We start from the raw sequence: 21,116 nt of genomic DNA, 5'->3' as shown, positions 1-21,116 counted from the left end.
ATTCAGAAAGGAGTCATTGTTTATGATAAACCGAACAGTTCTTGTTGGACGCTTAACCAGAGATCCTGATTTACGATACACCAACAGCGGTGCTGCAGTTGCTACTTTCACAGTAGCAGTTAATCGACAATTTACGAACTCTCAAGGAGAACGTGAAGCTGATTTTATTAACTGTGTGATTTGGCGAAAGGCAGCTGAGAACTTTGCTAACTTTACCCATAAAGGTTCATTGGTGGGTGTGGATGGACGGATTCAAACGCGTTCATACGAAAACCAACAGGGTCAACGGGTATATGTAACAGAAGTAGTTGTTGAAAACTTTTCATTGTTGGAATCTCGAGCTCAGTCCGAGCAACGTCAGCAACAGAGCGGCAACACGGGATTTCAGAGCAATGCTCCTCAATCATCCGGCAATACCAATCCATTTGATGCTGGGCAAGGAAACAACAATAGTAACAGCCAAAGCAACAGCAATGGCAATGCTTCTAGTGCAAGTTCTAACCCGAATGATCCATTTGCAGATAATGGCGAACAAATTGATATTTCCGATGATGATTTACCATTTTAATCATTAGAGGAGGGATTTTCAATGGCTCAACAAAGAAGAGGCGGAAATCGTCGACGTCGTAAAGTTGACTTTATCGCTGCTAACCATATCGAATACATCGATTATAAAGATACAGACTTACTGAAACGCTTTATTTCAGAACGAGGCAAGGTTTTGCCACGTCGTGTTACCGGAACAAGTGCTAAGAACCAACGTCGTTTAACAATTGCAATTAAACGTGCACGGATCATGGGCTTACTTCCATTCGTTTCAGAAGAATAATTAAATTAAGACTTTTGAATCAATTTATTGATTTAGAAAGTCTTTTTTTATGGTCAAAAACGCCTATTTAGAAGTCAAATATACTATTGCTTGTATGAAATAGTTATAAATATCAGTAAATAAGTTCATTTTTAATAGTATTGATTAAATTCATAAAAGTATTAAATACTTCTACGCTGTTCGAAACTATACCAACTTTATAATGCAAAATGATTTATAATAATACTTAGTTAATACAATAAAAAGGGGAACAAAATGTATCGTTATTTTATTCAACCACAATTAAATAAGGTGAATAATTCGCTAATTGGTTATGAGTTGCTAATTAGGCATTTAACTGCTGACGGTTGGCGACCACCTAAGTATTTTTCAGATATTCCCGCAACGACAATTGCTGGGATGCTAACAGCAACTACCGCTAAGTTAGTTTTAAAAATTGGTTCGGTTTCCGTTAACTTAAATCGAACTCAGATGATGAATGCGGAAATTAATGATGCGTTAATCCAATCGCAAGATCAATTACGACCCTTAAAGCTTAACGTGGAACTTACAGAAGAACCTGGTGACGAATCGATTACAAACGCGGATCTTGAACCCATGTTAGAACGCTTCAGGCAGCGTGGTATGGAACTTTGTTTGGATGATGTGGGTACTGGTGATAATCAGTATGAAGAGATCAAAGAACTGCTCCCTTACGTTAGTGAGCTTAAATTTGCTTTGCAAAATTTTGATGAAGAGTTTCAAGATCCTAAAATTCAAGCTAAAGTCACCTATTGGCGAGATATTGCCAAGAAGGAAAATCTTCGTTTTATTCTTGAGGGAATTGAGGATGAGGCAGATGATCAATTAGCTGATAGACTAAATATTGACTTAAGACAGGGCTATTATTATGGCAAACCACATCTTTTAAAAATTAAAGCAGATGATCCGGACTAAAGAGGCTAGGAAGAAGGTCGATAGTATGAAAGTGGTTATTGTTGGTTGTACGCATGCAGGAATCGCCGCAGCAACAGAAATTTTTAAGGCACATCCTGATACAGAAGTTACCATTTATGAACGTAACGATAACGTTTCATTTTTGTCATGTGGCATTTCACCTATTTAAATGGGCAGGTAAAACGTCTTGAAGATATGTTTTATGCCACGCCTGAAGATCTGGCTAAAGAGGGCGCAAAAGTACGAATAAAACATGATGTTTTGAGCGTTGACACCAAAGCACATCAACTTAAAGTAGAAAACCTGGATACTAAAAAGGTATTTACGGATACATATGATAAGTTGATTATGTCAACCAGCTCCTATGTTGTGGTCCCACCGTTAATGGGAATTGATGATTCACGCGTTTTGTTATGCAAAAGCTATGATCAGGCTAAGCAGCTGTATGCTTCAGCCAAGAATCATAAACATATTACCATTGTGGGTGCTGGTTATGTGGGCGTTGAATTGGCAGAAGCATACGCGGATACAGATCATGAAGTTACATTGATTCAATCACATGATCAAATTTTGAATAATTATGTCGACAAAATGTTGTCTGATCAGGTAACGGCACTCTTAAAAAAGAGTGGTGTCCATGTTTATTTGAATGAACGCGTTCAAGCATTTCGACGTGATGAAAAAAACGATAAAGTTGTCATTGAAACTAATAAAACAAAGCATGAAGCTGATTTAGCGATTGTTTGTACCGGTTTTATGGCCAATACGGAATTGTTGCGTGGGCAAGTTGATATGGATCGTCATGGGGCCATTTTGATTGATGATTATTTACAAACTTCAAATCCAGACGTCTATGCGGTAGGGGATGCATGTGTTTCACACTTTAACCCAGCGCATAATAATGCTTATATTCCCTTAGCTACGAATGCGGTTCGCCAGGGTGCTTTAGCTGGTAAAAACATTTTTGGAAAAGTTCAAAAATATATGGGTACGCAAGCAACATCAGCGATGGAATTGTTTGGATATACATTGGCTTCAAGTGGATTAACACTTTCAAGTGCAAAACGCGAAGGTCTTGATGCAGCGTCAGTGGTGTATAAGGGAGATTATCGACCAAGCTATATGCCGACGACTGACTTGCTGACAATTGTACTAGTATACGATAGGCAAAATCGCCGGGTTTTGGGTGCACAGTTGTTCAGCAAACATGAGGTCGCCCAATCGGCTAATACCATTTCGGTTTGTATTCAAAATAAAAACACAATTGATGATCTAGCTTTTGTTGATATGTTGTTTCAACCACATTATGATGAACCGTTTAATTACTTAAATTTGGTGGCACAATTGGCGGTTGAACAAGAACGACAAGCTTAATTGTAAAGAAAAAGAGACTGAGAAAATTTTCTCAATCTCTTTTTTACAACGTAGATTAGTTTAACTAAGTCGCTGTAATTTTTTAGGCTCTTTTAGGAATAGATGGCCAAGTAAAGCACCAATTAAGAATAAGGCAGCTACACTGCATACGCCAATCCATCCGAAGCGACTCCATGCAAAGGTTGCAAAGAAAGTGCCTAGAGAACCGCCTAAAAAGTAACTGAACATAAAAACAGAATTATTACGACTGCTTGCTTTTAAACTTAATGATTGGACAATTGCCTGATTGGAAACTTGACCAAATTGTGTACCCAAATCTAGTAAAACAATCCCAACAATTAAACCAATAAATAAGTGACCGATACTTGCAAAAATGACAAAGGCAAGAGTTGAAAATAGAATTCCCAAACCAATTGTCATGCGGGGCGAGTAGGTGTCCACCATACGACCAATGATCGAGGCAAACAAAACGCCCGTAATACCCAACAATCCTAATAGACCAGCAACATCACTTCCTAAATGATATTGATTAGCTAAATAAAATGCTAGTGTTGACCAAAGTACATTTGAAACACCAAATAAACAAAAACCATTAATTGCAGCACCCTGTAAATGTTTTTATTTTGCGAGCAAATTGGGTAATGAAGCCAGAATTTTTCCATAATGCATATTTTGATGTTGGCGAGGATCACGTGGCAAGTAAAGATGAAGAACACCTAATAAAATAGTGCAAGCAATTGCTGCAATCAAGTAAACGTATTGCCAGCTAAGGATGCTGCCTAATAATCCACTAACTGAACGTGATAATAGAATTCCTGTTAATAAACCGCTGAGGACGTTACCTAAAACTTTTCCCTGATGCAAGCTGGGAGCTAAGAAAGCTGCATAAGGAATAATGATCTGAGGTGCAACAGAAGTAATGCCAACTAACAAAGAAGCAAGACCAAAAACGATGATTGAGGGCGACAAAAAAGCGCCCAGCAATGCCAAAATTGAAAGAATAAGCATAATCTGAATAAGATGATAACGATTAAAAATATCTCCCAGTGGAACAATAAATAATAACCCAAACGCGTAACCAAGTTGAGTTAACATTGCGACAACGCCAACAGCTGCTTTAGAAACTTGAAAGGTTGTTGCAATTAATCCCTCAATTGGTTGAATGTAATTTAAATTTGCAACGATGATTCCTGTTGCGATTGCCATTAATAAAACTGTTTTTCCGGATAGTTCTCTTTCTGACTCCAAACATAACCCTTCTTCGTATTAAGATTTTAATTAAACAAATAAGTATTACGAAAAAGGACTTTCAGTTCGCATAATTAGCCAGTGAAACAAGTGATTATTTAACATACGACGACCTCCATAATCAACTAAGTGTAAACAAAAAAGTTATTTTCGTAAAGGATAGCTAATTATTGGAGAAGGTTATAGGTGTGCATACCAAGTAATTCTTCGTATCTGGAAAAATGTTTCACGTGAAAAGAATTATTGTTGCGTTTTTCGGATATCAAAAATGAATTGGTTTTATTTTGTTGCCAGTTAGTCACGGTTCTTTGTCTCCCGTCTTTGTGATAAAATAAACCTAGTACACAATTCGAGGAGAAACTATGAAAAAATTACGTTTAGCAGAAAGGATCCCAGTATTTATGCGGAATCCCCGCTTGCGTTTGTTAGCAATTTACATTATCTTGTTATCACTCGTTGGCGCGGGAGTTGCGTTTTATTATAACTGGGTATTGGGAGTCGTATTATTAATACTTCTCATTTTGGGGAGTATTTTTATTAGTGACACTTTTCATCGGGTCAATGAAGAAACCACCAAATATATTTCTGACCTTTCGTTTCGGATTAAACGTAGTGAACAGGATTCACTTTTGCGCATGCCACTAGGAATTTTGATTTATAGTGATGAAGACCAGGTTCAGTGGATTAATCCGTATATGCAAGGCTATTTGAGTGATAAGGATGTCCTTGGCAAAAAATTAGCTGATGTCGATAAAGATTTAGCCAAAATGTTGAACGATCATCGTGATGAAAAAGGTACGGTGACGGTGAACTGGGGCGACCGACGTTTTACATTACTCATTGAACAAGACAGTCATGTTTTGTACATGATGGATATTACTAAATATGCAAAAATTGAGGAAGCCTATGATAATTCTCAAGTAGTAATTGGTCAGGTTTTCTTGGACAATTATGATGAAGTTACCCAATCAATGGCAGACTCTGATGTTTCGAGTTTGAGTAGCTTTGTGACGAATCAGATTTCAAGCTGGGCACAAGAATTTGGGATGTACTTAAAACGAGTCGATGACGATCACTTTTTCGTTTTAATGTATGCAGAAGTCTTGAAAAAAGTTGAAGCTGATAATTTCAAGTTACTAGATACTATTCGAGAAGCGACTTCAAAGCAAAACTTTCCAATTACTTTGAGTATTGGGATTGCTTATGGCGATCAGGATTTGAATAACTTGGCTGACTTGTCGCAAAGTAATTTGGATTTGGCATTAGGACGTGGTGGGGATCAGGTTGTGGTAAAATCACCAGATGATCAAGCGCGTTTTTATGGTGGTAAGACCAATCCAATGGAAAAACGAACACGAGTTAGAGCTCGGATGATTAGTCAGGCGGTTACCGAATTAATGTCACAGGCCGATCAAATTTTTGTGATGGGTCACCAACAATCAGACATGGATTCATTAGGTGCCTGTTTGGGAATTCGGCGGATTGCACAAATGAACAATCGGCAGTGTTGGATTGTACTAGATCAGGAAAATTTACATTCTGATGTTCGGCGATTATTAACCTCGTTAGAAGACTATCCAGCCATTAAAGAGTCGATTATTACGCCTGAAGCGGCCTTAGAGAATGCCAACAGCCAAAGCTTGCTTATTATGGTTGACCATTCTAAACCATCGCTAACAACGGCTCCTGAGCTTTATAAGAAGCTTGAAAATCGAGTAATGATTATTGATCATCACCGTCGAGGCACAGAATTTCCAGAAAATCCGGTTTTGGTTTATATTGAACCATATGCTTCTTCCACTTGTGAGCTCATTACCGAAATGTTTGAGTATCAATCTAAGGATAGTGAACCAATTAATGAGATTGAAGCTACCGGGATGTTAGCAGGAATTGAAATCGATACGAAGTCTTTCACCACTAAAACGGGAACTCGAACCTTTGATGCAGCAAGTTATCTACGTTCAGTTGGTGCTGACGAAAATCTAATTCGGCATTTCATGAAAGAAAACGTGGACAGTTACTTACAACGTAACCATTTAATTGAGTCTGTTGAATTTGTTAATAAAAACTTAGCCGTTTGTGTTGGTGAAGATGATCGCGATTATGATCCAGTTACGGCCGCCCAAGCTGCTGATTCTTTGTTATCAATATCAGGAATTGAGGCATCATTTGTTATTACGCGTAGATCAAAGAAGCAAGTTGGAATTTCGGCGCGTAGTGCAGGGGATGTTAACGTTCAGCTCATTATGGAACAAATGGGTGGTGGCGGTCATTTAGGTAGTGCTGCAACTCAGATTGAAGGTCAGAGTGTTTCTGAAGTTAAAGCGACCTTAACCGATATTTTAAAGAAGAAAAATGATACAGAAAATAAAGATGATGAAGAGGAGTGATTCTGATGAAAGTTATTTTTTTGGAAGATGTGAAAGGCAAAGGTAAACGCGGACAGGTTAAAGAGGTTCCGGATGGTTATGCACAAAACTTTTTAATTAAAAATCATAAAGCTGAAGCAGCAACCAAGGGCGCGTTAAGTAGCTTAAAGGGCCAACAACGAGCTGAAGAAAAGCATGAAGAAGAAATTCTAGAAACCGCTAAGAAATTAAAGGTGACTTTAGAAGATGATAAAACAGTTGTTGAATTAACTGCTAAAGCTGGAACAGATGGCCGTTTGTTTGGATCAATTCCTAGTAAGCAAATTGCACAAGCCTTAGATAAGCAATTTGGTCTTAAGTTAGATAAACGAAAGATTGAATTAAATGAACCAATTCGTTCACTGGGATATACAAATGTTCCAGTTAAATTACATCCACATGTGACGGCTAAGATTCGTGTCCATGTGGCAGAAAAATAATTATGAATAATTGTTTTGTGGTGAAATAGCGAGTTGAATATGAAGTAAAGCAGCAAACTTGTTTTAGAGACATTTCTTAGTCATCAGAGGTAAGAACATGGATAATGACATTTTAGAAAATCAAACACTGCCACAAAATAGTGATGCGGAAAAAGCCGTTTTAGGGGCAATTTTCTTAGATTCCGATGTGTTAGTTGACGCAATGGAATACTTAACACCGGAAGATTTTTATCAACGAGCTCATCAAATCATTTTTAAAGCAATGGTTTCACTAAATGATGAAGATGAAGCAATTGATGTTGTCACAATGAATAATAAATTGACTGCCCAAAATCAATTGGATGATGTGGGTGGAGTCAGTTACATTGCTGAATTGGCAGCTTCAGTACCAACGGCAGCTAATGTGGTTTATTATGCCAAAATTGTGCAAGAGAAGGCCATCTTACGACGTTTAATTAAAGCTGCTACTAAAATTGTGACTAAAAGTTACCAACAAGATGAAGATGTTGGGGCAGTTTTAGATGAAGCTGAACGTGAAATTACAGAGGTTTCGGAAGATCGAAATCAGTCCGGCTTTAAGAAGATTTCAGACGTTTTAACAAATTCGATGACCGAGATCAATAAACTCTACCAAAATGGGGATGAGATCACTGGTTTATCAACGGGTTATAGCGAACTAGATAAAATTACAGCTGGATTACATCCAGATGAATTGTTTATTTTGGCTGCTCGTCCTGCCGTCGGAAAAACGGCATTTGCTTTGAATATTGCACAAAATATTGGAACGAAAACCGATAAAACGGTGGCCATTTTCAGTTTGGAAATGGGTGCTGATCAGTTGGTTAACCGAATGCTTTGTGCAGAAGGTAGTATTGACGCCAATCATTTGAGAACCGGTCAATTAAATGAGGAAGAATGGCAAAACCTGGTCATTGCAATGGGAAGTTTAGCCAAAGCCAATATTTATATTGATGATACACCAGGAGTAAAAATGGCAGAAATTCGCGCGAAATGTCGCCGATTAGCAAAAGAGCAGGGAAATCTGGGATTAGTTGTAATTGACTACTTGCAGTTGATTGAAGGCTCTGGTCAAGAAAACCGGCAACAAGAAGTGTCGGCGATTTCACGGCAACTTAAAAAATTGGCTAAAGAATTACGAGTACCTGTCTTAGCATTGTCACAGCTTTCACGTGGGGTTGAACAGCGTCAGGATAAACGACCAGTTCTTTCAGATATTCGTGAATCTGGATCAATTGAACAAGATGCTGACATTGTCGCTTTCTTATATCGTGAAGATTATTATGATCGTGAGGATGACGAAGATAGTGATAATCAAAATTCTGATCCGCGTGAAAATGGGGATCCTGATGTAGGACCTGTTGAAGTCATTATTGAGAAAAACCGAAGTGGTGCGCGAGGAACGGTTAAACTACTGTTTGTGAAATCGTATAACAAGTTTGCTCCCATTGCTTACGTGCCAGATAACTAGAATGAAAAAAATCAACAGTTTCGCGCGGCTCACGGCTAATGTGAAACTGTTAGTTTATGCACTTTTTTAAGTTAATTTAAGTTAGTTTTTTTGAGGAAAGGAGAGGACGATGAAGGAATTAAAATTACGGTATTTACTTTTAGGTGCCTTGATGGACAGTATTGGAATGAGCTTTGTGTGGCCGTTGACAACCGTCTATATGCATAATATTTTGGGTCATTCACTGACAATTGTAGGAATTGTACTCATGTTAAATTCAGTTGCCAGTATCATTGGTTCATTTGTGGCTGGACAATTATTTGATAAGTACGATGGTTATTACTTACTGCTTGGTGGTATCGTATTTACGGCATTAAGTATGTTGGTGTTGGTCTTTTCAAATGATTGGCCAGTTTATCCAATTATGCTTGTGATGATTGGATTGGGAACAGGCTGGATTATGGCATTCGTCAATGCACTGGGAACAACGGTGCATAGTCGGGATGGCCGTTACGTTTTTAATATGTTGTATTTTGTACAAAATCTAGGTGTTATGGTCGGAACAGCCATTGTCGGTCTTATGTTTAAGGATAACGTGGCACCATTATTTGCTGTCTCTACCGCGTTGTATGTGCTCTTTTTTGTAGTGGCCGTTACCAATTACCACGTCAAACGAGAATTACCAAAACGACAAAATCAGATGGATCAAAATGCACAAGCAGCGTCGAAAAACGAAAAATTACCACGGATTAACGCTTTGGTGATGTATACCTTATTCATTAGCTTATTTTTAATTTGGATTTTTTATCAACAGTGGAATAGCAATATATCTGTTTATATGTTGAGTTTGCATATTCCTTTGAAGGACTACAGTTTCCTCTGGACTGTAAATGGATTCTTTATTTTGATCGTGCAAGCCTTTCTGAGTTGGAAGGGTGGTAAGATGTTTAAAGATCCTTTCCATCAAGTGTATTTTGGAATGCTGTTTTTAATTGCTTCATATGTCATCTTGGTTTTTGCAACACAGTATATTGCTTTTGTATTTGCCATGATTATTTTGACGATTGGCGAGGCAATTACGTTTCCGCAAATTCCAGCGATCGCCAATTTATTGTCACCGTATAGTATGAAGGGACGGTATCAAGGACTAGCGAGTTCCTTCCCATCGGCTGGACGTGCATTGGGGCCATTAGTTGGAAGTTTGATTATTGATATATTTTCATTTGTGTCATTATTTGTGGTAGCAGCGGTCATTATCGCCCTGATTCTGTTTGTTAATATTGCGGTAATTGAACGAAGTAAGCATGAATTGACGGAATATAATTAAGCGTGTTGAAGAGGTGCTTAGCTTCTAAATATACTTTAGCTAGGTAGAAGAAGCCGCCCCTTTTAAGACATTTCAACAGAATAGAATACAAACGAGCGACCATTAACCAAAACGTTAGTGGTCTTTTTGTTTCAGTTGAAGTTAAACATTTGGCGAAATTGTAGGTCAATGAAGTGCCTGCTAATTTATATTTCTGTAATAATTTGAGAAGAGTTTGTAAATAGATTTCAAAGATGTCGTATTATGTGCATGTTACGATTGTTCTTGTTATAATTATAAGAAATAAGTTAATAAAAATAGGTTAAACGAAAGGAAGTCTATGATTAAAACAAACTTTAAACATGCACTAATGCTTGCAGTTGGTGTGGCCGGATTAGCATTAGGATCAACTACTGTGGCAAGTGCCAATGCAAATGATGGTGGTAATCAACAATATTCAGCAACACAAACAGCTGAAAATAGCCAAACAGTTAAAACTATGGAGACAACTGATATAACTGGAAATGCGGCAGTTGTTTCTGAGGCACTGACTTTGGCAGAAAAACACATTCCTTATGTTTGGGGTGGTGAATCTCAAAACGGAATGGATTGCTCAGGTTTGACAGAATGGGTTTACGCTCATGTAGCGGGTAAATCACTGGGACATAATACGGTTATTCAAGAAGGCCATGTAACCAAAAAGACCGTGGCACAGGCACAACCAGGAGATTTATTATTCTGGGGCGCACAAGGATCGAGCTATCATGTGGGTATCTACATAGGTAATGGAAAATATGTTGCCGCTCCCGCACCAGGACAATATGTTTCGGTCCAATCCATTAGTAGTAGTTTCATGCCAAGTTTTTCAGGACACGTAGTTTAACAAAAAAATGGTTTGTAACGATATTTGAGTTAAACATGCTCAAAAGTATCTTACAAATCATCTTTTTATTTTACATAAAAATTGCGAGAAGCATAGCAATGGCACCAGGCAGGGCCTCATACCAAAAGAAACGTTTTGAAAAAACAAAGCCTTCATAAACACCATTTAGAAGCACAAATAAGTTTAAGAAGATTAACATAAATTTCATGGTTCCACTGGGAACAATGATTATAGTCAATATTATGACTAGGCCAATAAAACCACTAAATAGGCCTAAATTTTGAATGAATTTCTGAATGATTGAGTTTTGAATCACTTTTCCGGGCAGGTTGAAAAATTTACCTACAGTGTCATATGAAGCAAAAAGTTCTATATATAGGAAATAGATGTGTGCCAGAGCAATTAGTAAACTTACTAGAACAGCAATTGTTGATAACATTAAAAGCCTCCTTACTTAAATCAATGATATACATTAAGTATAAAGAAATTCGAAAAAATAACATGAAAATTATATAAGAAGAAATTAGGGATGTAAACCATATTTAAATCAGTTTATAGTTTAAATCCTCCTTGTTGATGTTAAATTGAAACACAAAAACGTACTACAAAGTTGATAAATAAGTTGTCGAAACGTATGAATACTACGTTTCATAGAATAACGCATATAAAATAAAATAGGCTAAAAAAAGAAAAATAAACAGAAATATTTAAATAATTTTGTGATAATAGACATGGAAAACTCAAATAGTGTTATTCCTAGTGTAACTAAGGGCCAAGTATGATTAACTTCAATTAAATTAAACGATTTTTTGCCTTATGTTACAAAAATATGACATGAACTTGACTGAAGGTCAATGAATATAAATGTTGTTGAAACATAACTGAAACAATTGGAGTGTATTCTACTAGGTAGATTAAAAACACAAGGAGAGTAACATACATGACATTAAGAAATAACGTAACAAAATTCGCAGTAGCATTTATGGCCGCATTGTTCTTTGGTCTTACATTGTTAGTAACAGTCTCTCACGCCGATCAAATTTACACAGTTAAATCAGGCGATACACTTTCAGGTATTGAATATAATTTGAACAAAGATACTAACTATTCAAAATTAGCTAAAGCTAACAAAATTTCAAACGTTAACTTGATCTATGTTGGTCAAAAGTTATTGATCAAGAGTGATGGCGAAATCAAGACGGCAACTAAGAGCGAAGTTAAGAGTAAGCCAGCTGTTAAGAACATTGCTGCAACAACTAGCACTACATCTACTTCATCAACAAGTAGTAGTGAAGCAGCTGCAAAGGCATGGATTGCTAACAAAGAATCAAGAGGTTCATACACAGCAAGAAATGGTCAATACATTGGTAAGTATCAATTGAGCTCATCATACTTAAATGGTGACTACTCAGCTGCTAACCAAGAAAAGGTTGCTAACTCTTACGTAAGTTCCCGTTATGGCTCATGGACAGCTGCTAAGGCGTTCTGGCAAGCAAACGGTTGGTACTAAAATAAAATAGTATAACTAAAAAATCGTCCTTCATTTAGAAGGGCGGTTTTTTATAGCCACATTAACCTAATTTGATTTTACTTTCAGCTAGTGCTTGATCAATAACGTGCATGACGATTTCATCTTGCTTCAAGTGCTTTGCGGCGAATTCAAAATCATGATTTTCAATAACTTTAGTAAATTGTTGAAATTCTTGAAACATTCGATGTGGATGAACCTTGACGTCCACAATCTTTGGCTGTTGATGACGAAGTTTAAGGGTGTAATGATCTAAAACGTTGGTAGGACCACTTACGACGATAGATCCTTCCGTTCCTTCAATTGTGGTTGTGACAGGCGCATCTACATCCTTGGCACCAATACTGACGACTTTAGTCTGAGGATAGTTCATAGTCAGAATTCCTGAAGTATCAATGTGCTTTTCGACATTTGCTAAATAATGAACGTTACTTGGAGCACCTAATAACCCCACAATGAAGTAGATATTATAAATATTAAGATCCATCAAGGCACCGCCACCTAATTTAGGATTAAATGCAGGCAGGACTGTTCCCTTTCGAAAAGCGTCATAGCGTGATGAATACTGTGAATAGTTACAAGAAATCACCTTGATATGACCAAGTTGCGATAAATCAGCCTTTAGTTGTTGATAGTTGGCAAGATATTGATTGGTAATTGCTTCCAAAAGAATTAAATGTTTTGTTTCAGCTAGTTTAATTAATTCGGTTAACTGTTGTTCATTTAAGGTAAATGGTTTTTCACAAATAACGTTCTTTCCTGCTTCTAAAGCAGCCTTGGCAAATTGAAAATGCAAAGCATTGGGCAAGGCGATGTATGCAGTGTCAATATCGCTCGCTAAACATTCATCTAAGTTTGTATACAGTTCATCAATATGAGCAGTTTTTTGAAGGTCTTCCATTACAGGAAGATCTTTTTTCTGTCCGAAGATGGCTTTAACATCGATTTCAGGCAAATCATCAATAATGGTGACGAAATCATTGACAATTTTACCAGCTCCTAAAATTGCTAAGTTCAAATTAAAAACCTCCTAATTGCATTGTTTAATACCCTGTTCCAACATTTCGATTTGTTGGATGGTTTCTTCGTCTTGCACAAGTTTCTTTTGATTATTAACGAGTGTTTCATAAACGCCAGCATAAACGCGACTATAATCTCCGTTGACAGTGACAACTTTTTGTTCATGATAGTTGTGATTCTCGTCATAATAGGTTAACGTGCCGTAATCCTCTGGACGATCAATGCCAAAGTCTTCGTGATTGGGCATGTAAAATAGCTTTAGATGTTCTTCTTGACGATCCATCCGTTTTTTAATAAACATCCCCTGTTTGCCGTAAATGACAAAACTGGGACGCGGTTTAATTCTAAAGTAGCTGGAAGCAACACGGACCTTCATCTGACCGTAGTACATGCTAATATCAAAGTAATCGTTCATGTGACCTTTTCCTAGTAATTGCCGAACGTCGTAATGAACGTTATCTGGTTTTCCGAAGAAACTGAGAACTTGATCTAAGGTGTGGCACCCATGACCATACAGAAAACTGTTAATTTTGCTGAAGCCTTTAGCTTGCTCAGGGACCTCAGGACGATAATAGTCATAATTAGATTCGACTTCTAATAAATCGCCTAGCAGGCCACTATGAATAACTTTTTGAACCGTTAAAAAGTCAGAATCAAAGCGGCGATTTTGATAACATTGAATGAAAAGCTGTTTTTGCTTTGCTAATGTAAACAATTCACGAGCTTGTTGTGAGGTTTCAGCAAATGGTTTTTCAACCAGGACATTTTTTCCATGATTCAAAACATCTTTAGCTGTGGCATAATGAAACTGACTGGGAGTTGTGACCACGACTAACTGAATTTCTGGATCATTATAAATATCATTCAAATCGGCTGTGTAGTGAACACTTGGAATTGTATCCCAACGTATTTTGCCACTTGGTGAATAAATGGTTTTGACATTAAACTGATCTTTGAGTTTTAAAATAAATGGTAAGTGATAACGGTTGGTGCTTTTGCCGTTACCAATATAAGCAACGTTAATCATTAAAATAACCTCCTAAAGTTTATACACTTAGTATATGAACAGCTGGGAGGGTGATACCATTGTTTTGGGAAAAATGGCCGAAACTATCAAGGTTTTTAAGTAATTGAACTAAATATTTGAACATTTTGGCCAAAAATGAGTGCAAGAATTAAATAAACAGATTGAAATGATAAACTTATAAAGAAGGGTGGTCTGAAGATGGCACTATTGGAAAGACTAAGTCAACACACTGATTTGACAGATAACGAAATACGGATTAAGGACTATTTAACCAGCCATTTAGCAGATATACCTGGAATAACTGTTGAACAATTGGCTGCGCTCACGTATACTTCGCATTCAGCAATTGTCAGATTGGCTAAAAAATTAGATTATCAAGGTTTTCGTGAATTAAAGCTTGCGGCTAGTGATAGTTTGACACAACAACTAATTTCTTTGGGAGCCGTGGACGCCAATTTTCCGTTTAACCCTACTGATTCAGTTACAACAATTGCCAAGAATATGGCAGATCTGACAAGTACGGCAATTAAACGTGCACAGGCGCAAGTAAATTCACATCAACTCGAAACAGCTGCGCAAATGTTATTGGATGCAAAACGGCTTTTCTTTTTTGGGCGTGGTGACTCCCAAATTCGGGCTCGTAGTTTTCAAAATAAATTAGTAAAACTTGATATTTTTCCGGTTCTTGCTGAAGAATATGTAGATGAAAAATGGGTAACTACCAATATTCATGAAACGGATTGTGTTTTGTTTATTTCGTATGGGGCCAATATTCCAGAATATGCGCAAATAATGACATTTTTGAAGAAAAATCATGTTCCAACGATCTTGCTTACAGGTAATCGCCAAATTAAACAAACGAATGAAGCACAGTTAACCATTGTGTCTGCACAAGATGAAAATGAGGACGAGAGCAAAATTGGGACGTTTGCTTCTCAAATTGCATTTGAATATGTTTTGGATACTTTGTTCTCCATCATGTATGGTCATGCTTATACGCGAAATTTACTTAGCCAAAGACAAACAGCCACCATGTTAAACACCGGTAGTTTGTTTGAAAAGGATCAAACAAAATAGACCATTACAATCAACAATACTTACCAATTTGCCACGTGTTACATCAAACACAAATCATATGGAATATGGGAAGCTGTGCTAGTAAGGAAGATAAATGCACAGCAAGCATTTAACGAGGTATGGTATGTCATTAATTGACTATAAGATAATGAGAGGTAAGTATCAGTTAGTAAGTATTTAAGTTCTGCAGACCAAGTAACTGTATGATCATGAGTGTCATGGCAATAGGAGAACTAATATTTTACAGGCCACAGCGTTAGGATCTAAATAATTTTGAAGAAATTTACCAAAAATAATGAAAAACTATAAACCCCGCAACTACGAATGGTTGCGGGGTTTATAGTTAAGTTGGTTATATTTAGATACCTAGCTTTTCTTCAAGTGCTTCTGTTAATGTAGCCGAAAAATTGATATCTTGTGTCTGCGCTTTTTCAGCTAATGACATTGGGATAGTTACATTCTTACGTACAGTGGCATCACGTGATTTTCTACGAGCAGCCTTCATATCGACACCAACATAGCTCACGATTAATCCAGGGTTGTTAGCCTGTACCTTGTTAAGTGACGTTGCCATAGGATACTCCTTGTAATCGGGTAGTGCTACTGCCAGTGCGTCAGGTGCATTCTTGATAGCTTCCTCCAGAGTTTTACCATCTGTAACAGTATCGGGAACATCTGGGAAAGTAACAGTATAGTATCCATCATTATTAACATTATCGAAGACAGCAGGATATACAACGTAGTTTGGTTTATTCATATTGTTAGTTAATAAGGTGTACAACAAAGCGGTCCCTATTTGAGACCTGCTTGTTTCAATATTGAATTGTATGTTTTGGGTGGAATAGAAGCTTTCTTAGTTGAGAACTTAACGGTTACCTTATGGCCTTTGTCATCAATAAATCTGTGATGGTCACCAACCTGTCTATCCTTAAGTTCTTTGAAGCCTTGTTTCTTTAATATTTTCAAAACATCAATTGCTTTAATCTGCGACACCTTATTATCCTCCTTTCAATATATTAATAATACACTAATGCGCATAGATAATCAACGATTTAATGCGTTAATACGCATAAATATTTAAGAGGTGAATCATCATACGAAGACCAAGTGGAAAAAGAATACTATGGCACAGGCCAAGAGAACTTTTTTAAAAAACGTACAAGAAATATTTGATATAAAACAAGTTTATGCCCCTGCTCTTATTTCAAATAGTGTAGAGTGCGCACATTACCATCAACTCATAAGAATATCAACTTTTGAAAATTTTTGATAGGAAGGTGATGTTGATAATTAGTGAGTTTTTAAATGAAATGATTGCTATAATTTGGATAGCATGCAGGAATGGCTAAAATTGACACTTTAAACTTAGCACGGTATTTAGGAAGAAAGACCAACATTTTTTATTTGATGTTGGTCTTTTTATTATGTATACTTGCTCACACGACAAGTGGTTTAGTTAATTATTGTCACTTGGCTACCAGCTGATTTATGAAAATTGCTATTAATACCGTTGTTATGCGGTTTGTTTACTAGTAGCTGGCTATCAATTTGGCTACCATATATCTAAGTTTGGCTACTTTTACCTACTTTTTTATAACTATCTATAACAACTGAAAGTATTAAAAAAGCTAGTAACCACGGTGTTTTAACACTGCATGACTACTAGCTAATTGGTATTTATGGGTGGTCAGGGGATCGAACCCTGGACCCACGGATTAAGAGTCCGTTGCTCTGCCAGCTGAGCTAACCACCCATATCATTAACCGACTTAAATATATTATCATATATTTCTAGCAATGGCAACCCGCCCGTTAAATTTTTCCGTTATTTTAGCTAAGAATTCTTAAAATTCGTTTATTTGTTCAATCACAATTGTTGTTCTTCCACATACTTACGGTAAAGTGGTAAACATTTTATCAGTTCTTCATGAGTTCCTAATCCAGCTACAGTACCATTTTTGATAAAGTAGATTTGGTCCGCATCCTTAATGGTTGAAAGCCGGTGTGCTACAACCACAATTCCCATTTGGTTACGTAAATCATTGATAGACTGTTTGATGAATTTTTCTGAGTCACTATCAAGGGCAGACGTGAACTCATCCAGAATTAGCAATTCTGGTTTACGCAATAATGCTCGTGCTAGCATTAAGCGCTGTACTTGTCCACCGGATAGATTAGCACTATGTTCTTCAATTGGGGTATCTAACCCCTTCGGTAACCTATTGACGAAATTAGACAAATAGGCCTGATTTAGAGTGTCCTGAATTTCTGCATCTGAAATCTGATGATCATTTAAACCGAATAATAAACTTTCCCGCAGAGTTTTCCCTATGACACTTGTCTGTTGAGGAACATAGCCAATTTTAGATCTCCAAATTTTTAAATTTAGCTTATTGATATTGTAATTATTAATGAGAATTTTACCTGACGTTGGCTCATAAAAACGTTCTAGAAGTGAAATAATGGTTGACTTTCCACCTCCACTGGGTCCGACTAAGGCGGTTAACTGGTTATTTTTAAAAGTTAAATCTAGATTTTTTAAGGCTTCTTCTGTTGTATGATATGAAAAGTTAACATTTTGAAAATTGATTGAAGCATTCTTTAAACTAAAATTGATTTTTCCTGAGTAATTTTCTTCTTCTAAGGATAGCAAATCAATTAAGTGTTTAGCGGCTCCATTGCTAGCTTGAAAATCGTTTATAACATTTCCAACGTTGGCAAATGGTGTGATAATCTGAAAAACAAATAAAAGAAATGAAATTAAAGTACCAATTGTAATTGTTTTGACCGAGACTAAATAACCGCCAAATCCAAAAATAATTAAAATAGTTGTCATAATGACTGTAGTAACAAGCGGGTCCATGATGGAATTGATCTTCGCAATTCTAATTCCAAAAAGGTAGAGGCTAGTTACTTCTTGTTTAATCTTGCCTGCGATCTCATGTTGAGCATTGGAACTTTTTAAAAGTTCAATTTCAGAAAAATAATTCGTTAGTTGACCGACCAGACCATTGGTTTTGGCCTGACTTGCTTCATAAGTTTTATTTGTAATATTTGAGATTGGTGAAATCACAATCATTAGGAAGATTAAGGCACCCAAAACAACCAGAGTTAACTGCCAACTCATGATGCACAGAAAAAATAAAGCACCAATTACAGAAGTTAAGCCACTAATTACATTTGGTAACAAACCAGATAAAAGGCGACTGATTGTTTCGGTGTTGGTGACGACGCTACTAGCCAAATCACCAGAAAGATTTTCTTCTAATTCCTCTTGTTTAATATTCAGGAGATGGTTGCTAACTTTTTCACGTATTTGTTTGACAGTTCGTTCAGCCAAGCGAGTTAATAGGTAATAAGAAATGGCAGATAGAACAGCTTGAATGATTAGGGTTGCTCCTAGAGCCAGAATATTTGGTAAATTGAATTTTGTTTCAAAATTATCGATTAATTGCTTTGCTTGCAGAGGCATATACAAAAGAATTGCCGCCGAAGAGATTGATAAGATACTAGCAAAGATAATTTGAGATTTACTGATGGATAGACCTTGTAATAATTGTAAGAGTTTACTTTTTTTCATGAATGTCCCTCCAATATAGTATGAATGGATGAAAAAACGAATGTAGTCTGAGTAATGTACTGTTTTTCTACAATTGTGTTTCGTTCGAGGGCTTCATCTTTTGTTACAATGTCTAAGAAACCAAATTGTCCATCTGATCTCCTGTTTAGAGTAAAAATATAGCTTAGTGCTTTTTGAATAATTAATGAAAAATTAAACTTATCCAACAGTAATATGATTTCTCCAAAAGTAAAGTAGTCCCGTGTGTTGTATGATTGAAATGCTAATGAAGCCATTAGATAACAATTCTTTGATAGATAGGTAGTTGCAATATTATTATCAAATTGCATAAGAAAAACAATAAATTTTTCGATTTCTTCAGAAGTTGCTTTATATAGAAATGAGTTGTCATTTTTAAAAATCACTTTTTTAAAAAAAATTCTTTGAGAAAACGGTAAATTATTATTTACTTTTCTTTGAAAATCAATATGATATGCTTTTTCGATATAGTCAAACCAATATTTATGATCGTTTATTTCCATTTGTGTCGCTCTCCTTTAATGATAGAATATACTGAATTATATTCAGTTGGGAAAGACTCATTGAATTTATAATTTGAGGATGTTTATTAATTTCGTTCAATAGTATGGATTGTGTTTTTGGTGTAATCTTTGCTTTAAAAATATCTGTAAAAATTAAATTACCGGAAGAACTATTAACTAAATCAGAAACCAGTAGTTCTTCAAATTGATCAAGTATAATTTTTAATTTTTTTTCAAAAGTACAATATTTATCAAATGAAATAAACTTGTTGAGCTTGATTAACATGATGAAATCTTGCACATTTGAATCATGTAAATAGAAGCTATCGAATGCAATATTAAGATCTGATTTCTCAAAACGTATGTTGTATACGGTACAAAATAAGTATATGGAAAGGGCATCGAATGATTGATCAAATAGTAAACTTTGAAATTCACCTATTCTAAAATTTTTTGCAAAATGTACGAAATAGGTTCTAATTTTGTCATTTTTAAAGTTTGGCTCATAATTTATAAGAAAAAAATTTGCTAAAATTCCGAACTCTTTTAGTATTAAAGGTAGTGGTAAATCTTTTTTCTCTGCTTCATTTATTAAGTTATTAATCTTTTTTTCTAGTGAGTTCATTTAAAATGGCACCTACCATTGCGATCACGATTACAGTGTGATAAGAATTATAAAAATTTTCTATCGTATAATTGAACTTGTTTAATTTGTGTTTCTCTGTTCTAAGAAAAGAAGTAAAGCGTTTCATTATTATTTTTATAGTTTCATCAGAAAGACTATTGGAATTAAATTTGTAGTACTTGTTTAGCAGTAACCAGTCAAGGAAAAATTCAGCTAGAAGATCGACATTGTTCTCCCTAAATGAAATAATTAAGCCGTCTTTAATTACATGTTCAAAATATGACGCGTTTTGAATCAATATACTTTTTTGTGTTTTTAATGGCTCTACAATACCAAAGTTAGTTAAATAGAAAAAATCATGAGTTATCTGATATCTTTCAAAATTATTTAATAAAGATACATTCTCGTACCTAGATAATTTGGAGAGCTTCCATAAAGATAGAAAATGAGTAGCATGCAAATCGTGACCATTAAGAATAATATTGAATGAACTAAATTCAAGTATATCTTCAAATGTATCCAATTTGGTTTTATTTTTTATGTTTAATGTGTGAGAAAAATAGTTGGTGAAAAATAACTGATATGTTGAATTTAAAGTAGGTATAGAATTTTCGACAACTTTTTTAATTGAACTAAATTGAGGATCAAATTTTTTATGTAGATTTATTGAATAATTCCAAGAATTTGAATCACAAATCAATTCTAATAAAATTAATTCACCTATGCTTTTTAAAGAGTTTTGAAATTCTTCCTCATTTGAATAAGATGTAACTAATTTTTCCACAAAAAATGACGAGTTTTTAAATAACCATTTACTCGTCATTTTGTCTATATATTCTAATGATCG

The 21,116-nt window shown here is 35.8% G+C and carries 21 protein-coding genes, 1 tRNA gene and 1 pseudogene; 11 read left to right on the top strand and 12 right to left on the bottom strand.

The features are described 5' to 3' along the window. Positions 1–22: 22 nt before the first annotated feature. The 4 genes and pseudogenes from ssb to AB3219_RS03175 all read left to right on the top strand — a co-directional run bounded on the left by ssb (position 23) and on the right by AB3219_RS03175 (position 3,139). Positions 23–568 (top strand): single-stranded DNA-binding protein, encoded by a 546-nt coding sequence (gene ssb / locus AB3219_RS03190; protein ID WP_057805190.1) that lies wholly within the window; start codon positions 23–25, stop codon positions 566–568. 21 nt (positions 569–589) lie between these two features. Then, on the top strand, positions 590–829 hold the full coding sequence (gene rpsR / locus AB3219_RS03185) for a 30S ribosomal protein S18 (RefSeq protein ID WP_057784110.1): 240 nt from the start codon (positions 590–592) through the stop codon (positions 827–829). A gap of 255 nt (positions 830–1,084) precedes the next feature. After that, entirely contained in the window at positions 1,085–1,765 is a 681-nt protein-coding gene (locus AB3219_RS03180) for an EAL domain-containing protein (protein ID WP_216754368.1), read from the top strand. Between the two features lie 25 nt (positions 1,766–1,790). After that, positions 1,791–3,139 (top strand): annotated as a pseudogene (locus tag AB3219_RS03175) (FAD-dependent oxidoreductase). Between the two features lie 60 nt (positions 3,140–3,199). Here the strand turns inward: AB3219_RS03175 and AB3219_RS03170 are convergent. Both AB3219_RS03170 and AB3219_RS03165 read right to left on the bottom strand, forming a co-directional pair. Continuing rightward, a complete protein-coding gene (locus AB3219_RS03170) occupies positions 3,200–3,736 on the bottom strand; it encodes an MFS transporter (RefSeq protein ID WP_260365881.1) in 537 nt (178 codons plus the stop codon). 21 nt (positions 3,737–3,757) lie between these two features. Further along, positions 3,758–4,387 (bottom strand): MFS transporter, encoded by a 630-nt coding sequence (locus AB3219_RS03165; protein WP_253953626.1) that lies wholly within the window; start codon positions 4,385–4,387, stop codon positions 3,758–3,760. A gap of 362 nt (positions 4,388–4,749) precedes the next feature. Between AB3219_RS03165 and AB3219_RS03160 the strand changes: the two genes are divergently transcribed. The 5 genes from AB3219_RS03160 (at position 4,750) to AB3219_RS03140 (ending at position 10,892) form a co-directional block, all read left to right on the top strand. Beyond that, positions 4,750–6,777 (top strand): DHH family phosphoesterase, encoded by a 2,028-nt coding sequence (locus AB3219_RS03160; RefSeq protein ID WP_057805194.1) that lies wholly within the window; start codon positions 4,750–4,752, stop codon positions 6,775–6,777. Between the two features lie 5 nt (positions 6,778–6,782). Continuing rightward, on the top strand, positions 6,783–7,235 hold the full coding sequence (gene rplI / locus AB3219_RS03155) for a 50S ribosomal protein L9 (RefSeq protein WP_057805195.1): 453 nt from the start codon (positions 6,783–6,785) through the stop codon (positions 7,233–7,235). A gap of 97 nt (positions 7,236–7,332) precedes the next feature. Beyond that, positions 7,333–8,724: a replicative DNA helicase gene (gene dnaB / locus AB3219_RS03150; protein WP_216754367.1), complete on the top strand. Its 1,392-nt coding sequence runs from the start codon at positions 7,333–7,335 to the stop codon at positions 8,722–8,724. A gap of 109 nt (positions 8,725–8,833) precedes the next feature. After that, the gene (locus AB3219_RS03145; RefSeq protein ID WP_216754366.1) at positions 8,834–10,030 is read left to right on the top strand and encodes an MFS transporter; all 1,197 of its coding nucleotides are present in this window, start codon (positions 8,834–8,836) and stop codon (positions 10,028–10,030) included. A gap of 319 nt (positions 10,031–10,349) precedes the next feature. Continuing rightward, on the top strand, positions 10,350–10,892 hold the full coding sequence (locus tag AB3219_RS03140) for a C40 family peptidase (RefSeq protein WP_216754365.1): 543 nt from the start codon (positions 10,350–10,352) through the stop codon (positions 10,890–10,892). A 70-nt stretch (positions 10,893–10,962) separates the two neighbouring features. Here AB3219_RS03140 and AB3219_RS03135 read toward each other — a convergent pair whose 3' ends face one another. Continuing rightward, entirely contained in the window at positions 10,963–11,331 is a 369-nt protein-coding gene (locus tag AB3219_RS03135; protein ID WP_216754364.1) for a DUF1304 family protein, read from the bottom strand. A gap of 543 nt (positions 11,332–11,874) precedes the next feature. Here AB3219_RS03135 and AB3219_RS03130 point away from each other — a divergent pair. Then, a complete protein-coding gene (locus tag AB3219_RS03130; RefSeq protein ID WP_367369454.1) occupies positions 11,875–12,402 on the top strand; it encodes a LysM peptidoglycan-binding domain-containing protein in 528 nt (175 codons plus the stop codon). Between the two features lie 61 nt (positions 12,403–12,463). Here AB3219_RS03130 and AB3219_RS03125 read toward each other — a convergent pair whose 3' ends face one another. Both AB3219_RS03125 and AB3219_RS03120 read right to left on the bottom strand, forming a co-directional pair. After that, on the bottom strand, positions 12,464–13,438 hold the full coding sequence (locus AB3219_RS03125; protein ID WP_057805201.1) for a Gfo/Idh/MocA family protein: 975 nt from the start codon (positions 13,436–13,438) through the stop codon (positions 12,464–12,466). A gap of 12 nt (positions 13,439–13,450) precedes the next feature. Continuing rightward, complete coding sequence (locus AB3219_RS03120) at positions 13,451–14,467, bottom strand: Gfo/Idh/MocA family oxidoreductase (protein ID WP_263773695.1); 1,017 nt, start codon at positions 14,465–14,467, stop codon at positions 13,451–13,453. A 198-nt stretch (positions 14,468–14,665) separates the two neighbouring features. Between AB3219_RS03120 and AB3219_RS03115 the strand changes: the two genes are divergently transcribed. Further along, entirely contained in the window at positions 14,666–15,544 is an 879-nt protein-coding gene (locus AB3219_RS03115) for a MurR/RpiR family transcriptional regulator (protein ID WP_216754361.1), read from the top strand. Between the two features lie 358 nt (positions 15,545–15,902). On the opposite strand, the gene AB3219_RS03110 is transcribed toward AB3219_RS03115, so the two are convergent. The 7 genes from AB3219_RS03110 to AB3219_RS03080 form a co-directional block, all read right to left on the bottom strand. Continuing rightward, the gene (locus AB3219_RS03110; RefSeq protein WP_216754360.1) at positions 15,903–16,301 is read right to left on the bottom strand and encodes a type II toxin-antitoxin system HicB family antitoxin; all 399 of its coding nucleotides are present in this window, start codon (positions 16,299–16,301) and stop codon (positions 15,903–15,905) included. Positions 16,302–16,336: 35 nt separating this feature from the next. Then, complete coding sequence (locus AB3219_RS03105; protein WP_216754359.1) at positions 16,337–16,537, bottom strand: type II toxin-antitoxin system HicA family toxin; 201 nt, start codon at positions 16,535–16,537, stop codon at positions 16,337–16,339. A gap of 687 nt (positions 16,538–17,224) precedes the next feature. Beyond that, positions 17,225–17,297 (bottom strand) — tRNA-Lys (locus tag AB3219_RS03100). Positions 17,298–17,410: 113 nt separating this feature from the next. Then, positions 17,411–19,123: an ABC transporter ATP-binding protein gene (locus AB3219_RS03095; RefSeq protein WP_367369290.1), complete on the bottom strand. Its 1,713-nt coding sequence runs from the start codon at positions 19,121–19,123 to the stop codon at positions 17,411–17,413. Next, complete coding sequence (locus AB3219_RS03090) at positions 19,120–19,644, bottom strand: hypothetical protein (RefSeq protein ID WP_216754357.1); 525 nt, start codon at positions 19,642–19,644, stop codon at positions 19,120–19,122. Before AB3219_RS03090 ends, AB3219_RS03095 begins: the two co-directional genes overlap by 4 nt. Then, the gene (locus AB3219_RS03085; protein ID WP_216754356.1) at positions 19,625–20,269 is read right to left on the bottom strand and encodes a hypothetical protein; all 645 of its coding nucleotides are present in this window, start codon (positions 20,267–20,269) and stop codon (positions 19,625–19,627) included. Before AB3219_RS03085 ends, AB3219_RS03090 begins: the two co-directional genes overlap by 20 nt. Further along, the gene (locus AB3219_RS03080) at positions 20,244–21,092 is read right to left on the bottom strand and encodes a DUF6895 family protein (protein ID WP_263749951.1); all 849 of its coding nucleotides are present in this window, start codon (positions 21,090–21,092) and stop codon (positions 20,244–20,246) included. The genes AB3219_RS03085 and AB3219_RS03080 overlap by 26 nt, the downstream gene beginning before the upstream one ends. Positions 21,093–21,116: the final 24 nt, after the last annotated feature.

This window comes from Pediococcus ethanolidurans, from assembly GCF_964062635.1.
Taxonomy (GTDB): domain Bacteria; phylum Bacillota; class Bacilli; order Lactobacillales; family Lactobacillaceae; genus Pediococcus; species Pediococcus ethanolidurans.
The sequence above is the reverse complement of the archived record's forward strand: the minus strand, read 5'-3'. Positions and strand labels throughout refer to the sequence as shown.

Coding starts and splice junctions, on each gene's coding strand:
- AB3219_RS03140 (WP_216754365.1), top strand. CDS start 10,350: ATGATTAAAACAAACTTTAAACATGCACTAATGCTTGCAGTTGGTGTG.
- AB3219_RS03160 (WP_057805194.1), top strand. CDS start 4,750: ATGAAAAAATTACGTTTAGCAGAAAGGATCCCAGTATTTATGCGGAAT.
- AB3219_RS03130 (WP_367369454.1), top strand. CDS start 11,875: ATGGCCGCATTGTTCTTTGGTCTTACATTGTTAGTAACAGTCTCTCAC.
- AB3219_RS03090 (WP_216754357.1), bottom strand. CDS start 19,644: ATGGAAATAAACGATCATAAATATTGGTTTGACTATATCGAAAAAGCA.
- AB3219_RS03135 (WP_216754364.1), bottom strand. CDS start 11,331: ATGTTATCAACAATTGCTGTTCTAGTAAGTTTACTAATTGCTCTGGCA.
- AB3219_RS03080 (WP_263749951.1), bottom strand. CDS start 21,092: ATGACGAGTAAATGGTTATTTAAAAACTCGTCATTTTTTGTGGAAAAA.
- AB3219_RS03120 (WP_263773695.1), bottom strand. CDS start 14,467: ATGATTAACGTTGCTTATATTGGTAACGGCAAAAGCACCAACCGTTAT.
- rplI (WP_057805195.1), top strand. CDS start 6,783: ATGAAAGTTATTTTTTTGGAAGATGTGAAAGGCAAAGGTAAACGCGGA.
- dnaB (WP_216754367.1), top strand. CDS start 7,333: ATGGATAATGACATTTTAGAAAATCAAACACTGCCACAAAATAGTGAT.
- AB3219_RS03115 (WP_216754361.1), top strand. CDS start 14,666: ATGGCACTATTGGAAAGACTAAGTCAACACACTGATTTGACAGATAAC.
- AB3219_RS03085 (WP_216754356.1), bottom strand. CDS start 20,269: ATGAACTCACTAGAAAAAAAGATTAATAACTTAATAAATGAAGCAGAG.
- AB3219_RS03180 (WP_216754368.1), top strand. CDS start 1,085: ATGTATCGTTATTTTATTCAACCACAATTAAATAAGGTGAATAATTCG.
- AB3219_RS03145 (WP_216754366.1), top strand. CDS start 8,834: ATGAAGGAATTAAAATTACGGTATTTACTTTTAGGTGCCTTGATGGAC.
- ssb (WP_057805190.1), top strand. CDS start 23: ATGATAAACCGAACAGTTCTTGTTGGACGCTTAACCAGAGATCCTGAT.
- AB3219_RS03110 (WP_216754360.1), bottom strand. CDS start 16,301: ATGAATAAACCAAACTACGTTGTATATCCTGCTGTCTTCGATAATGTT.
- AB3219_RS03095 (WP_367369290.1), bottom strand. CDS start 19,123: ATGAAAAAAAGTAAACTCTTACAATTATTACAAGGTCTATCCATCAGT.
- rpsR (WP_057784110.1), top strand. CDS start 590: ATGGCTCAACAAAGAAGAGGCGGAAATCGTCGACGTCGTAAAGTTGAC.